This is a genomic window from Pseudoalteromonas sp. NZS11 (genome assembly GCF_015864765.1).
In the GTDB taxonomy this organism is placed as follows: Bacteria; Pseudomonadota; Gammaproteobacteria; order Enterobacterales; family Alteromonadaceae; genus Pseudoalteromonas; species Pseudoalteromonas arctica.
On record NZ_JADYWP010000005.1, the window covers coordinates 221208 to 235064 of the forward strand.

General features: G+C 38.7%; 12 protein-coding genes. 6 read left to right on the plus strand and 6 right to left on the minus strand.

From position 1 onward, the window contains the following. Positions 1–86 precede the first annotated feature (86 nt). Complete coding sequence (locus I6E82_RS13085) at positions 87–1322, plus strand: GGDEF domain-containing response regulator (RefSeq protein ID WP_197118066.1); 1236 nt, start codon at positions 87–89, stop codon at positions 1320–1322. Between the two features lie 17 nt (positions 1323–1339). Here I6E82_RS13085 and rarD read toward each other — a convergent pair whose 3' ends face one another. Continuing rightward, positions 1340–2257, minus strand: coding sequence for an EamA family transporter RarD (rarD, locus tag I6E82_RS13090; RefSeq protein ID WP_101216526.1), 918 nt, complete (start codon positions 2255–2257; stop codon positions 1340–1342). A 51-nt stretch (positions 2258–2308) separates the two neighbouring features. Further along, positions 2309–2764, minus strand: coding sequence for a thioesterase family protein (locus I6E82_RS13095; protein WP_007583728.1), 456 nt, complete (start codon positions 2762–2764; stop codon positions 2309–2311). A gap of 385 nt (positions 2765–3149) precedes the next feature. On the opposite strand from I6E82_RS13095, the gene recQ reads away from it, so the two are divergent. The 4 genes from recQ to I6E82_RS13115 all read left to right on the plus strand — a co-directional run bounded on the left by recQ (position 3150) and on the right by I6E82_RS13115 (position 7791). Beyond that, the gene (gene recQ, locus I6E82_RS13100; RefSeq protein WP_197118067.1) at positions 3150–4973 is read left to right on the plus strand and encodes a DNA helicase RecQ; all 1824 of its coding nucleotides are present in this window, start codon (positions 3150–3152) and stop codon (positions 4971–4973) included. 7 nt (positions 4974–4980) lie between these two features. Further along, a complete protein-coding gene (locus tag I6E82_RS13105) occupies positions 4981–5265 on the plus strand; it encodes a DUF3630 family protein (protein ID WP_007583724.1) in 285 nt (94 codons plus the stop codon). A 171-nt stretch (positions 5266–5436) separates the two neighbouring features. Continuing rightward, entirely contained in the window at positions 5437–7146 is a 1710-nt protein-coding gene (locus tag I6E82_RS13110) for a ShlB/FhaC/HecB family hemolysin secretion/activation protein (RefSeq protein WP_024609055.1), read from the plus strand. Positions 7147–7215: 69 nt separating this feature from the next. Further along, positions 7216–7791 (plus strand): mechanosensitive ion channel domain-containing protein, encoded by a 576-nt coding sequence (locus I6E82_RS13115; RefSeq protein ID WP_007583721.1) that lies wholly within the window; start codon positions 7216–7218, stop codon positions 7789–7791. A gap of 354 nt (positions 7792–8145) precedes the next feature. On the opposite strand, the gene I6E82_RS13120 is transcribed toward I6E82_RS13115, so the two are convergent. From I6E82_RS13120 to I6E82_RS13130, 3 genes are read right to left on the minus strand one after another with little or no spacing between them, the layout of a single operon-like run. After that, entirely contained in the window at positions 8146–9204 is a 1059-nt protein-coding gene (locus tag I6E82_RS13120; RefSeq protein ID WP_007585786.1) for a succinylglutamate desuccinylase/aspartoacylase family protein, read from the minus strand. Next, complete coding sequence (gene rimK, locus I6E82_RS13125; RefSeq protein ID WP_002961977.1) at positions 9191–10096, minus strand: 30S ribosomal protein S6--L-glutamate ligase; 906 nt, start codon at positions 10094–10096, stop codon at positions 9191–9193. The genes I6E82_RS13120 and rimK overlap by 14 nt, the downstream gene beginning before the upstream one ends. Before the next feature lie 2 nt (positions 10097–10098). Continuing rightward, positions 10099–10533 carry an ATP-dependent zinc protease family protein gene (locus I6E82_RS13130; protein WP_007585784.1) on the minus strand — a complete coding sequence of 145 codons (435 nt, stop codon included), beginning with the start codon at positions 10531–10533 and terminating at the stop codon, positions 10099–10101. Positions 10534–10818: 285 nt separating this feature from the next. Between I6E82_RS13130 and I6E82_RS13135 the strand changes: the two genes are divergently transcribed. Then, positions 10819–11790, plus strand: coding sequence for a zinc transporter ZntB (locus I6E82_RS13135; RefSeq protein ID WP_197111672.1), 972 nt, complete (start codon positions 10819–10821; stop codon positions 11788–11790). An 85-nt stretch (positions 11791–11875) separates the two neighbouring features. On the opposite strand, the gene I6E82_RS13140 is transcribed toward I6E82_RS13135, so the two are convergent. Beyond that, positions 11876–13063: a polysaccharide lyase family 7 protein gene (locus I6E82_RS13140; RefSeq protein WP_101162842.1), complete on the minus strand. Its 1188-nt coding sequence runs from the start codon at positions 13061–13063 to the stop codon at positions 11876–11878. Positions 13064–13857: the final 794 nt, after the last annotated feature.

A 13857-nucleotide genomic window follows, 5' to 3' on the forward strand; every position in this document is an offset into this window, starting at 1 on the left:
GTACTTAAGTTATTTGCTTTTTTGCGTTTTAACAGTTACAACTTGTATAAGCAAATATTTTTGCAAAATATAAACAGGGTTGTTCCGTGACGCGAAAAATACTAATAGTTGAAGATACACCTGCAATGGCGCGAGTGCAAAAGCACATCGCGCTTAAAGCAGGCTATGAAGTTGATATAGCAGAGTCATTAGCACAAACAAAAGAGCTTATAAGTAAAAATAGCTACTTTTGCGCTGTAGTTGACTTTATATTACCTGATGCCCCATCAGGTGAAGCAGTACCCTGCACTGTTAATGCTGATATTCCAACGATTGTAATGACGGGCAATATTGATAAAAAAACTCGCGACACCGTAGAAAAATACCCAATCATCGATTACATCATTAAAGAAAACAAACAAGCTTACCAATACCTAGAAAAACAATTACACCGCTTACCTCGCAATGAAAATGTAAAAGTACTCGTTGTTGATGATTCTAAATCGACTCGCCGATACATTTGCAGCTTGTTAGTTCGTCACAAATATCAAATTATTGAAGCACAAGACGGTGAAGAAGCATTAAAAATGCTCGAAAATTCACCCGACATTTCAGTCATCATTACTGATAACGAAATGCCAAACATGAATGGTGATGAGTTATGTAGCGAAATTCGCCGCTTATATAGCAACGACGAAAAAGCCATTATTGGTATTTCGGGCTCTGACTCTTTAGGGCTTTCTAGTTTATTTTTAAAAAATGGCGCAAACGATTATTTACATAAACCTTTTAATAGTGAAGAGTTTTACTGCAGGCTTAGCCAAAACGTCGATATGCTAGAGCAAATAGCCACAATTAAACGCCAAGCCAACACCGATTACCTAACTAATCTACCTAATCGTCGTTACTTTTTTGAAGAAACAAGCAAATCACTTAAAAATATTAAAAATAAGCAAGGTTCAGGAGCGCTAGCCATGCTTGATATTGACCATTTTAAAATAATTAATGACACTCACGGGCATGATGTAGGCGACGAAGTATTAAAAGGGCTCTCCATTTGCTTTAGTAAATATTTTAAAAAGTATTTAGTGGCCCGCTTAGGTGGTGAAGAGTTTGCCGTTTACTTTGCAAATGCGGATAAACAAGAAGCACTAAAAAGACTTGAAGGTTTTAGGTACTTTATAGAGGCGAACAGCCAAGAGTTTAGTAAAGAAAAAATCAAATTTACTATATCTATTGGTTTTGCAGATGGGCCTGTTTATCAAATTGATGAATTATTAAAACAGGCCGATTTAAAGCTTTACGACGCTAAAGAATCTGGTCGTAATAAAGTAGTTAGCTAACAGCTCTATTAGGTTAATTATACTTCTGCGGCTGTAATAGCCGCTTTTTTACGTTTGCGTGATTGATGGTAAGAGTCCCAACTAAAAATAGCTAGCGCACTCCAAATACATGCAAACGTTACTAATCTCTCAGCGTCAAACACTTCACCGTAAAACACCACTGCCAATATAAACATTAGGCTTGGCCCAATATACTGAAAAAAGCCTAATGTAGTGTATTGCAAACGCTTAGCGGCGCCGGTAAAACACAGCAATGGTAATGTAGTTACAATACCTGCACTAATCAGTAATGCATTAGTATGCCAATCGTTAGCTGGCAGGCTTGATGTTGCTGTAGGCACCATTAACCACCAATAAATGAGTGCAACAGGCAGTAATATAAGTGCTTCGAGTAAAATGCCAGGCAAGGCTTCAACGGGTAGTTTTTTACGTAACAAACCATAAAGCGCAAACGATATAGCTAATGAAAATGCCACTACCGGAAACGAGCCAAAACTAATTAGCTGCAGCACAACACCGGTAAAGGCCAGTGCCACTGCTACACCTTGAAACTTACGCAGGCGTTCACCTAAAAAGAGCATACCCAGTAATACATTTAAAAGAGGGTTTATGTAATAGCCCAAACTCGCATCAAGCATATGGTTATTATTTATAGCCCATATAAATAAACCCCAGTTAAACCCTAGTAATGTTGAGGTAATAACAAGCATAAGCAAAAGCTTAGGCTGAACAATAATGCGTTTAACTTTATCCCAATACTTTAAAACACTTACTACTAGTACTAAAAATACAACCGACCAAACAACCCGATGCATTAAAATTTCAAAGGCAGAAACATGCTGAATTAACTTAAAATATATTGGCGCAAGGCCCCACATAAAAAAAGCAAGACAAGCAAAAATAGCACCTTTACGCTGCTCAGTATCAATCGACATAATAAACACTTAGTGATTTAAAAGGCCGCTAGTTTACTTCCCATACACGTTTTATCCAACTAAATACGTGCCTGTCCCAAAAGCAATTTGAACTGATTGCTCATTATGTAATTCCATTCTGCATACACATACTTTATTACCTGAGCGAATAAGTGTGGCACTCGCTGTAAAGCTCTCTCCTTTACCAGGGCGCAAATAATCAGTGCGCAAGTCGATAGTCCCAAGCGTGGCTAATTTTGTTTGCACACTTCCTATATCTAAATCGGTGAGCTTATCAATCACGCTTGCTGCAGCGAGCATACCGCCTACATTATCAAGTACGGCTGAAATAACACCACCGTGCAGTATTTTTTGCGCAGGGTTACCAATGAGTACATCCTGCCACGGAAACGTAATTTTGGCCTGTTCAGGGCTCAACGACTCAACCGATATTTGTAAAAACTGGTTAAATGGCATGCCATTTACAAATAATGCGCCCACTTGTTCAATTAACATTTCTTTATTCATTATTATTCTCTATGTTTAAACTGGTACGATGAGTAAAGCATAACTTAAGCAAAACTACGAGGTTCTAGTTAAATCATTTACTTAGCAACCTAACTTTAAGAAAGCAGATCTATCTTAATAAGCGGTTTCAACACTACCAGAGTTTAATTTACTTACAATAGAGTTGAGGTTAATACCAATTAGCTTAATTAAGTGATCTATCTGGAGGTAAGAAAATAGTGTCTATAACAAGGCAAAAAACTCGTTATTTAGTTGTTCTATATCAGAAATTTTTAACGCAGCGAGCGTCAGATTTGATCCCTCAAATTGATTAAGTAGTATTGCGGATTGGTATAAGTAACTCAGCTAAAGACATCTCACTAAAAAACCACTAAAATACCCGCCAATGAATACATCAACACCACCTTCTAGCACCCTTGTGCGTAAACCCGAAACTGTCCTCAAACAAGTGTTTGGCTACAGTGAATTTCGCGACGGCCAAAAAACAGTTATTGATGCTGCTATTAACGGCCAAGACTCGCTTGTATTGCTCCCTACTGGCGGCGGAAAATCGGTTTGCTATCAAATACCCGCTTTAGTGCTCGAAGGCGTAACTATTGTCATATCTCCGCTCATATCGCTAATGCAAGATCAGGTAACGCAACTTCAAGCACTTGGGGTAAAAGCCGCTTACGTAAATAACAGCTTAGCGCGAGAAGAGCAGCAATTGGTGTATCAACAGCTTCATCAGGGGCAAATTAAGCTTTTATATGTGGCACCTGAAAAAGTATTACAACGCGAATTTTTAGAGCGTTTATCGCATTTAAATGTAAGCTTATTTGCCATTGACGAAGCGCATTGTGTGTCGCATTGGGGTCACGATTTTAGGCCTCATTACTTTCGCTTAAACGAATTAAAGCAACGTTTTGCACATGTACCCATGATGGCGCTCACTGCAACTGCCGATAAAGCCACCCGTTTTGATATAGTTGAGCAACTAAAATTACAACAGCCTTATATTCATACTGGCAGCTTTGATCGCCCCAATATTCGCTACACCATAGAAGAAAAATTTAAACCTATGGTGCAATTGCTTCGCTACCTAAAGGAGCAAAAAAGCCAAAGCGGTATTATTTATTGCACCAGCCGTAAACGCGTAGACGACATTGCTGAAAAAATTGCAGATGCAGGGCTAAACGCTGCCGCTTACCATGCAGGTATGAGTAACGAGCAACGACAATTTGTACAAACTGGCTTTGCCCGTGACGATATACAAATAGTGGTCGCAACCGTTGCTTTTGGTATGGGTATAAACAAGCCTAACGTGCGTTTTGTACTGCATTACGATATTCCAAAAAGTATAGAGTCGTACTATCAAGAAACAGGGCGTGCTGGGCGAGATGGACTTGCCGCAGAAGCCATAATGTATTTTGACCCAGCTGATATTGGCCGTGTAAGACGCTTTTTTGAAGACATAGACGACGAGCAACGCCGCCGTGTAGAAGAACAACGCTTTAACGCAATGGCAAGCTTTGCAGAAGCACAAACGTGTCGTCGGCAAATATTGCTTAACTATTTTAGTGAATATCAACGCGAACCTTGTGGTAACTGCGATATTTGTCTAAATCCACCTAAAAGCTTTGACGGTACCTTAGTCGCCCAACAAGCACTTTCGTGTGTATATAGAGCTGACCAACGCTTTGGTCTTGGTTACATTGTTGAATTACTTCGCGGTGCAAACACTAGTCGCATACGCGATAACAATCATCATGAGCTAAGTACTTACGGCATAGGTAGGGATAAAAGTAGTGAATTTTGGCTCAGTATTTTACGCCAGCTTATTCATCAAGGTTTACTTAGCCAAGATATAACGCAAGGTGCGTCGCTTCGCTTAACCGAAGCCGCGCGTGCAATTTTAAAAGGTGAGTACGCACTGCAATTAGCCGAGCCACGCCTGCAAGCCAAACACGTTTATCAAGATAAATTAGCACAATTTAATTACGACAAAAAACTGTTTGCTCGCCTGCGCGCACTACGTAAAGAACTTGCTGATGCCGATGATGTACCACCTTATGTGGTATTTAATGATAAAACATTAGCCGAAATGGCGCAGCTTATGCCAACAAACGACAGTGAATTTTTAAAAGTGTCGGGTGTGGGTTTTACTAAGTTAAATAAGTACGGCGGCGAATTTTTAACTGCAATTCGCAATTACCTAGCTACAAATTAAGAATGTTATGACCCAAATAGAATATGACCACGCCCATAAATACATTTTAATTACACCAGTCGAGCCTCCACACGATGAAGACTTTGAACTGTGGAGCACACTCTTTTTACACTCAGACGATGTAACACTCAATGAGTATTCTGCAGGCGCCGATCGCCATCAAGTTCGCTTTACCTATAATCAGCAGACCTTTAATTTAAACTATGAGCATTACAGCCAAAGTATTTGGATTAATGCCGAAGGCCATGAAGCTGAACACTTATTAGCCGCTTTAGCATTTTATTTAAGTTAGCTTTTAATATCCCGCCCACAGGCGGTTCTAAACCAGGTTGGTTATTAACATAAGTGAATATGAGTAACAATTAATTAGTTTCAAAATCCATACCTTTTACTTACATTATAATAACAATGATGTAAGCTGATATTACGATAGTCATTTGCTACGTAGCAGTAAAGAGGTTTAATGGTGAACAAGAAATGGATAGCACAATGTTGTATTAGCTTAACGGTTTTAAGCTTTTATGTGCCTAATGCATTCGCACAACAATCTTCAACGAAAACTGATAACTGCCTTGTAGAACAGACAGATTTAAGCACAAATAAAAACTTACGCCGAGAAGTTCAAGACAAAACAACCCTCACGCACAGTAATAGTAACGCTAAAATAGCCTCAATAAAGCTCAAGCAACTTAATGTATTTAATACTGAGCTTGAAGAGGAGAATAATGCCCTATTCCGATTTGCTAACCGCGCTCATATTCAAACAGAGCCCGATGTCATTAATAACCTTTTATTATTCTCCCCTGGTGACAAGTACGATGCTAAAAAGCTTGCAGAGTCTGAGCGCCTACTTCGTAAAGAAAGCTACTTATATGATGCACAAATTAGTGCAATCGAAAACTGCGACGGTGACGTTAATGTAGAAGTGGTTACCCGTGATTTATGGACACTTTTACCTGAAGTAAACTTTAGCCGTAGCGGCGGAGAAAATAAATCGAGTATAGGTTTTAGAGAATCAAACCTGCTTGGTTGGGGGAAGCGCCTTTCTTTGTCACGCACGACCGACAGCGATCGTAGCGGTTATTTATTTGTTTACGACGATCCTAATATTTTATCTACTCGCTACCGCGGCCGTTTAGAGTACGCTGATAACAGCGATGGCAAGCGCCATTTACTTGAGCTAACCTATCCATTTTACGCGATAGACACCCCTTTTAGTTACGGTATTTTAAGCTATTCTGAGCAGCGCGAAGAGTCACTATATAAACGCGGCGAAGAGTTTAGCGAATTTGATCAAACTACTGATTTAAACCGTGCATTTATAGGACACTCTAAAGCGCTTAATAATAATTGGACCCAGCGACTAACGTTAGGCTATACCGACGAGCAGCATACCTTTGAAGCTATAGACACCACATTTGCACCACTTGCCGATGACAGAAGTTTAAGTTACCCCTTTATAAGCGGCCATTGGTTTGAAGATAACTACATAAAGGTACGCAATTTTGACAGTATATCTCGCACTGAGGATTTAAATTTAGGTTGGAATATTAAAAGCTTAATTGGCTATTCAGATGAGTCATTAAGTAATGACGACAGCCGCGCGGTGTATTCTTTTAACTTTAAAAAAGCCCACTTTACTAACGATAATACCTTATGGCGTTTTAGTGCTGATATTGATGGCTATTGGAATAAAGAACAGAAAAAACTCGAAAACTTTATGGCCACCAGCCAAGTACAATATTATTTAAATACCAGTGAAGACCAATCTTGGTATGTTAAAGCCCGCGTGCAATACGCCAAAAACCTTACTGCTGATCAACAACTTACTTTAGGCGGCGAAACAGGCCTGCGTGGTTACCCTATGGATTATCAACATGGCGACCGCAGCTTTTTAGTTAATCTAGAAAAGCGCTATTACTGGGAGTACGATTTACTACAACTATTTAAAGTGGGTGGCGCAGCTTTTGTAGATGTGGGCAGAGCATGGTTTAACGATAAAGATAATGGCGAAAACGCACATGTATTAAAAAATATAGGCGTGGGTCTTCGTTTAGCACCAAGTCGTGCAAACTCAGGAACTATGATCCACATTGATATTGCAGCCCCAGTTGATAGCTACGATGACGTAGACTCAGTACAGTGGCTAGTAAGCGTTAAAAACACTTTTTAAATAATACAAACGCGTTAAACTAATACCAATTGAATTAAATTAAATTGGTATTAAAGTTCAGGGCCTAATGTGGAAATAATAGAAGTTTTAGAATTGTTTGCATCACAATATAAGTTAATTGTAACTATAATCGCTATTTTGGTTTTCCCTCTGCTATTAAAAATAACCAAAAAATTACTCGAAAAAGCAATTAAGGGGAAAGTTGATTTACACCGAAAATACCGTGCAGAGCTCTTACTAAAAATTATACTCGCCTTTGTCGTGCTGTGTTTAGTTTTAGTATTTTGGGGTATAGAGCTGCGTGGCTTATTGGTTTTAGGCTCCTCTTTATTCGCTATGTTGGGCGTAGCACTCTTCGCTGCCTGGTCATTATTAAGTAATCTCACCGCATTTTTACTAATGTTTATTCAAAACGATTGCCGTGTTGGCTATTGGGTACGAATTATTGATGGTGCAAATCATGTTGAAGGGCGCATTGTTGAAATGGGCTTAATGAATGTAGTACTTGAGCATATTGATGGGCACCGTGTAATTTACCCTAATAATTTATTTGTGACACGCCCTGTCATGGTTTTAAATAAAGAACCAAAGCCAACAAAAGCTCCCGTTATAAAACGTATTATTGGCCCTAAAAAACATAGTTAAAAAAGTAATAGTCACAAAAAAGCCGCAGAAGATAATTACCTTCTGCGGCTTTTTTAATGCTTTAACTAACCACAATTAAGACTAGGGCGTGTTGATCTTTGATGGTTGAATTTGCAGCAGCATGTTTAGTTTTTAGGCAAGGCAGAGCCTATGAAGTGTGGTTACTCCCCATAAATAGGCGATAACGCAGCATAAATGCCAAACATGCGCTGCCCTTCGGGTTCTGCCTAGGGGCGATAAACTCTTTGTTACTCGGTTTTTACTTAGCCCACTAGGTTACAAACCTCGCGCCGCGATTTAATCGCCCCTAGATTGAACAAATTTCAATCCGCAAAGTTAAACACGCCCTAGCTATTAGTTATTTAGCTCAGCTGTTTTAAGCTCGTCATCTAAATCGTTTATCTCGTCAATAAAGTTCTCTAGTTGCTGCTCTACTAAACTATTATCATTTGCAAAGTAAGCAAGGTGGAATACCGCATCACCTTCATTTACTAATGGCATCGTTTGCTGACCAATAACAATACCGCCTTTAGGCGCTAAAAGCTCAAGCTCAGAGTCACCTAGTGGGCTACTAATATAAGCAAGTACTTGCCCTTTAGTTACATGCTCCCCTAGTGATACTTGTGCACGCACAATGCCATCAACTTCGGCACGTATCCAACTAGTTGAACCTGCAATAATAGGATCTGGTAACTTTTTAGGACGCTTGCCACGGATCATTTTTAAATGACGCATAACATAATCAACACCCTGTACACCGGCCGCAATTGCGATTGGATCAAAACGCAGTGCTTCACCAGCTTCATAGGTTATAACCGGTATACCTAGGTTTGCAGCTTCACTTCGTAATGAGCCATTACGCAATGATGCATCTATAACTGCTGGCGTGCCGAATGCTTTAGCCATTTCAGCGGTTGCTTCATCAGCTAAGTTAGCGCGAATTTGCGGTAAGTTAGTTCGATGAATAGCGCCAGTATGTAAATCAATAATGTGGGTACAATGTATTGCCACTTGATTAAAAAACATATAAGCCATACGCCCAGCAAGTGAGCCACGCTCAGAACCTGGGAAGCTACGATTCATATCGCGTCGGTCTGGTAAGTAACGCGATTTATGAATAAAGCCAAACACATTCACAATAGGCACAGCGATTATTGTACCGCGCAGTTGGCTTGGGTCTATTTTAGCAATTAACTGACGCACAACTTCTACGCCATTTAGCTCATCACCATGAATAGCCGCACACACCATAAGCACAGGACCTTCCATTACACCGTTAACCACTTCAATAGGAATATTAAGTGGTGAATGGGTATAAAGTTTAGCTGCCTCTAAGGCAAGTGTTTTACGCTCGCCTACGCCTACACTCTCTCCTAATAAGGAAAAAGGACGGTTAATTTTAACCTTTGCCACGTGTTGCCGTTCCTTTACTTGAAGCATTTTTTTCGATGAAATCAATCACCATGCCTGCAATGTCTTTACCTGTTGCTATTTCAATGCCCTCTAAACCTGGTGATGAGTTTACTTCCATCACAAGTGGTCCACGAGATGAGCGAAGTAAATCAACTCCCGCTACGTTCAAGCCCATTGATTTAGCCGCCGCTACTGCCGTTTTACGTTCTTCTGGAGTAATACGAACTAATGTAGCACTACCGCCACGGTGAAGGTTAGAACGGAACTCACCTTCTTGTGCTTGGCGCTTCATAGCTGCTATTACTTTATCGCCTAATACGAAACAACGTATATCGGCACCACCCGCTTCTTTAATGTATTCCTGAACCATAATATTAGCTTTTAAGCCCATAAATGCTTCAATAACGCTTTCTGCCGCTTTGCGTGTTTCAGCAAGTACAACACCAATGCCTTGTGTGCCTTCAAGTAATTTAATTACAACAGGTGCACCGCCTACCATTTCTAGTAAGTCTTTTACATCATCTGGTTTGCTAGCAAAACCTGTTACTGGCATACCAACGCCTTTGCGCGAAAGTAACTGAAGTGAGCGTAATTTATCGCGCGAACGAGAAATAGCGACTGATTCATTTACAGGGTAAACACCCATCATTTCAAACTGACGAAGTACCGAACAGCCATAAAATGTAACCGATGCACCAATACGCGGGACGATTGCGTCAAATTCTTTTAAGTTTTCACCGCGATAGTGAATTTCTGGTTGCTCAGAGTTTATATTCATATAACAGCGCAATGCATCAATCACTTTAACTTCGTGACCGCGTGCCTCTGCCGCCTCAATTAAGCGACGCGTTGAATATAATTTTCTGTTGCGAGATAAAATACCGATTTTCATAGTTAAACCTTACGACCTAATAGTTGAGATAAAGCCGGGTCAACGACTATACGATTTTCCATGGCTGTACGCCCTAATAACATTCTAAACTTCATTGTTGCACGGCTTGTTAAAGTAAGCTCGATAGGCCAGCTGTGCTCGCCTGCATGCAATGTAGTTTCTATAAAGTAACGTAACTCTTTTTGCCCACTTGAGCTGGTTACGTACTTCATTTTTTTAACTTTTGCATTGCAAGTGACTTGTGTTTGCTCATCATCTTGCAGTGGCTGGGCCGTAAATTTAACCCATTTTTCTGAGTCAACTTCGTATTCTTCAATGTTAATTGCATGAATACATGAAGTGCGAGCGCCAGTATCAATTTTTGCTTTTATCTCGTTAATACCAAGCCCAGGTAAACTTAACCACTCACGCCAACCAACTGTGATCTTTGCTGTCATAAATGTGCCCTTAATAAAAAAGTGACTTATACGCTACAGGTAAAAAAACACCAACGAAATAAATTTATCTAGTCGATTAGTAAATTAAATTGATCTTTTTAAACAACTGGTCACACAATGCACGCCTTGCTGAATAGTACTTTATGCCACTTTACTCAGCCCAAAGGCTCTGCATATATTTTGCTATTTAAGCTTAACTTATTAAAAATAAAGGTAAGTTTAAAATACTTAAGTAGATACACTATAGTTAACGGTATTAAAAATACACTATTATGAGAAATAATTATGATTAATGGTTTACTACATGCACTTGTACTTGATGGACAAGGCGGCGCTCGCCCTATTGAAAGCACTAATGAGCTAAATAGCTGGCAACCAAGCCACGGAAAACTTTGGGTGCACATGGACTATAGCCAAAGCGAGGCTGTTGAGTGGCTCAAGGCACAGCCTCATTTAAACGATTACGAATTAGAGTCCTTAATTGCTGATGAAACACGCCCGCGAATTACATCAACGACTAACGGACATATGTTATTTTTACGTGGTGTAAATTTAAATCCAGCACAAAGCCCTGAAGACATGGTTTCAATTCGTTTATTTATTAGCGAAGACATTCTTATTACTACCCGCAAGCGTCGTTTATTATCGGTGCAGGATACGCTCACCTGTTTAAATGAAAATAATGGCCCATGCAATATTTCTGAGCTAGTATGCTCTATTACACAAAAATTAACCTCACGTATGCAAAGCGTTATTGACTCACTAGATGAAACACTCGACGAATTTGAAGAAGAAATAGATGAACCAAGTAAAAAGTTTGATAACCAAGGTTTATCACAGTTGCGCCGTCAAACAATTGCCTTAAAGCGTTATTTAAAACCGCAAAAAGAAGCCCTTAGCTCAATGGTAAATAATCACTACCCGTGGCTGTTAGATGACGATAAAGCAAAATTAAACGAAACAACAAACTTACTTATTCGTTATTTAGAGGAGCTTGATAGCTCTATTGAACGTGCGCAAATCATTCAGCAAACAATCACTAACCAAGTGTCTGAGCAATTAAATCAGCGTATGTATGTAATGTCGGTTGTAGCTGCATTGTTTTTACCTTTAGGCTTTTTAACCGGCCTGTTAGGCGTAAACGTAGGAGGTATTCCGGGTACCGAGAGCCCCTATGCATTTAGTGCGTTTGTTATATTTTTGATTGTACTTACTGGCGGTATTGGTGTGTATTTTAAAAATAAAAAATGGTTATAGATTAAGTTTATACATTTAAAAAGCATTAAAAAAGCCACTCAGCTTTAAACTGAGTGGCCTTCTAAACTACTGAATAACTAAATAATTAGTTAGTTTTACGCGTATAACTAACGTCAGTCATTGTTACTTTAGCTTTTGTAATTCCTAAATCTTTAAAGCACTCTTTAAATGAATCTGAGTTTCCTGACTCGCCACACTCATCTAGTGTATATGGGTCTTGTGATTGTAAATAATTACCAAACTTAAAGTAAGATTCTGAATCATCTTCTACCGGAATACCAAAGGTAGTACCTAATGCAGTCACATCTACATCACCGTAATTATTAACTACTTTTAGATTGAATGAACCACCACTTCTGATAGTACCCAGTGCATGTTTTTCTTCTTTACCACTGGTGTTACGCAGGCGAACATAAACGTCAAAAATTCCGTTATCCGCTACGCTATCATCAAAACCTGATTCATCAGTATCTGAAACATATACTTTTGAAATCGTACCCGTATCGCTAGCATGGTGCTGAGAAATAATCGTTTTACCACCATCTGACATTTCAACTTTTACAGTTGCCTCAAAAACCTCATAGGTTTCGGTCATTGCAACACGTGCACTTTCTTTTACTTTATATTCATGACGCCAGCCATTCCCGTTTGGAGTGATATGACGCGCTTCTAGAGGAACAAACTCTAAAGTGTCGCTATTTACTAATGGATGAGGATCGTTACCTTCAAGGTCAAAAATACTACCGTTGGTGATGTTGCTTGCTATACCTGAGCCACTACCAGTGTCGCCACCGCCGGTATCACCACCACCTGTGTCTCCGCCGCCAGAAGAACTCCCCTTAGTTAACGAAAAGTCATCAAAACGAACATCGCTTGAGCTCTTATCATGCTTGGCAAATACCTGTAGCGAACCTGTATTAGCTGTGGTAAAAGTTTTAGATACTTTTGTCCACGAAGAAACGTTAAATTTCTCACTTTTAAACAAACCATTAAGATCGTTAATGCCGATTTGTCCCTTGCCAAGTACGTACGCACTTAACGTGTACTGAGTATTTCGATCTACATCTACATTCTGGTAAACACGCCCTGGGCTACCTTGAATTTTTAATGATTTAGAGCCCTTGTAAGCACTACCTGAAATAGCCGCTGGTTCTGTTTCATTCCAGTTATTCCAACCATCTTCAAATCCAGCATTATTAACAGTTGCCGCTTGTACAAAACTTGAGCTAGCAGTCATTGCTGCAAGCATAAATAGGGATTTTTGGTTAATCATTATCTTTATTTCTCCAAACCTGTACATGAAAAAATCTTACTACATGGCTATAAATGAGTATTTCACTTGAGCCTAGATCACCGCCTGTAAACAGGTTTTAACTTGTGTTTTTATGTGTAATTGGTAATAAGTTAAATGTAAAAAAAACCACTCCTGGTTTACAATGAAATATTACCAATGATTGTTGCCAGCTGGGCTGAGACACAAGTTATATTGCTTGTAATAAATTTGCAACAATTTATTTAATAGGTAATAAGTATTGATTTCATTTAGATTCATTAAATCAACAATAAATAAAAACAAATTAAAACAAATACTTAAAAACAATAACTATCAAAAAAATAACGAACACCAGATAAGGAACAAAATATAAAATAATGAAAAAGCATTAAATACAACTTTAATTGGTAATTTATTAAAAATTCAAAATCGTATTTCTTGTGATAACAAAATTGGTTTTCATTTTATTTTATGCAGTAAAGCTTACGTTCAGTTTAATTAACTAGAATACCACTGGTTAACCAATTAATTTAGACTGTTTATATAAAATAAAACAAAATAATGGCAGAACGAAATGCATTTGAAATAAGAATTTAAAGATGAAAGTATTATTATATTAGTGAAGGGTAGCTTAAAAAACTTAAGAGGTGTTTGAGTTCAGTGAAGGTGAATATTTTATTTTTTATAGATAATTTATTAATAATATTTATACAAAACATACCAATAAGTTTTAAATAAATTATTGAAAACACCTAGAAGGTTGATTCAATTTAGTTCGAATTAAAAGCTTCAGC

Bases quoted from the DNA above. Each gene is read 5' to 3' on its own strand.
- rarD (WP_101216526.1), bottom strand. From the start codon at position 2,257: ATGTCGATTGATACTGAGCAGCGTAAAGGTGCTATTTTTGCTTGTCTT.
- I6E82_RS13095 (WP_007583728.1), bottom strand. From the start codon at position 2,764: ATGAATAAAGAAATGTTAATTGAACAAGTGGGCGCATTATTTGTAAAT.
- recQ (WP_197118067.1), top strand. From the start codon at position 3,150: ATGAATACATCAACACCACCTTCTAGCACCCTTGTGCGTAAACCCGAA.
- I6E82_RS13105 (WP_007583724.1), top strand. From the start codon at position 4,981: ATGACCCAAATAGAATATGACCACGCCCATAAATACATTTTAATTACA.
- I6E82_RS13110 (WP_024609055.1), top strand. From the start codon at position 5,437: ATGGTGAACAAGAAATGGATAGCACAATGTTGTATTAGCTTAACGGTT.
- rimK (WP_002961977.1), bottom strand. From the start codon at position 10,096: ATGAAAATCGGTATTTTATCTCGCAACAGAAAATTATATTCAACGCGT.
- I6E82_RS13130 (WP_007585784.1), bottom strand. From the start codon at position 10,533: ATGACAGCAAAGATCACAGTTGGTTGGCGTGAGTGGTTAAGTTTACCT.
- I6E82_RS13135 (WP_197111672.1), top strand. From the start codon at position 10,819: ATGATTAATGGTTTACTACATGCACTTGTACTTGATGGACAAGGCGGC.
- I6E82_RS13140 (WP_101162842.1), bottom strand. From the start codon at position 13,063: ATGATTAACCAAAAATCCCTATTTATGCTTGCAGCAATGACTGCTAGC.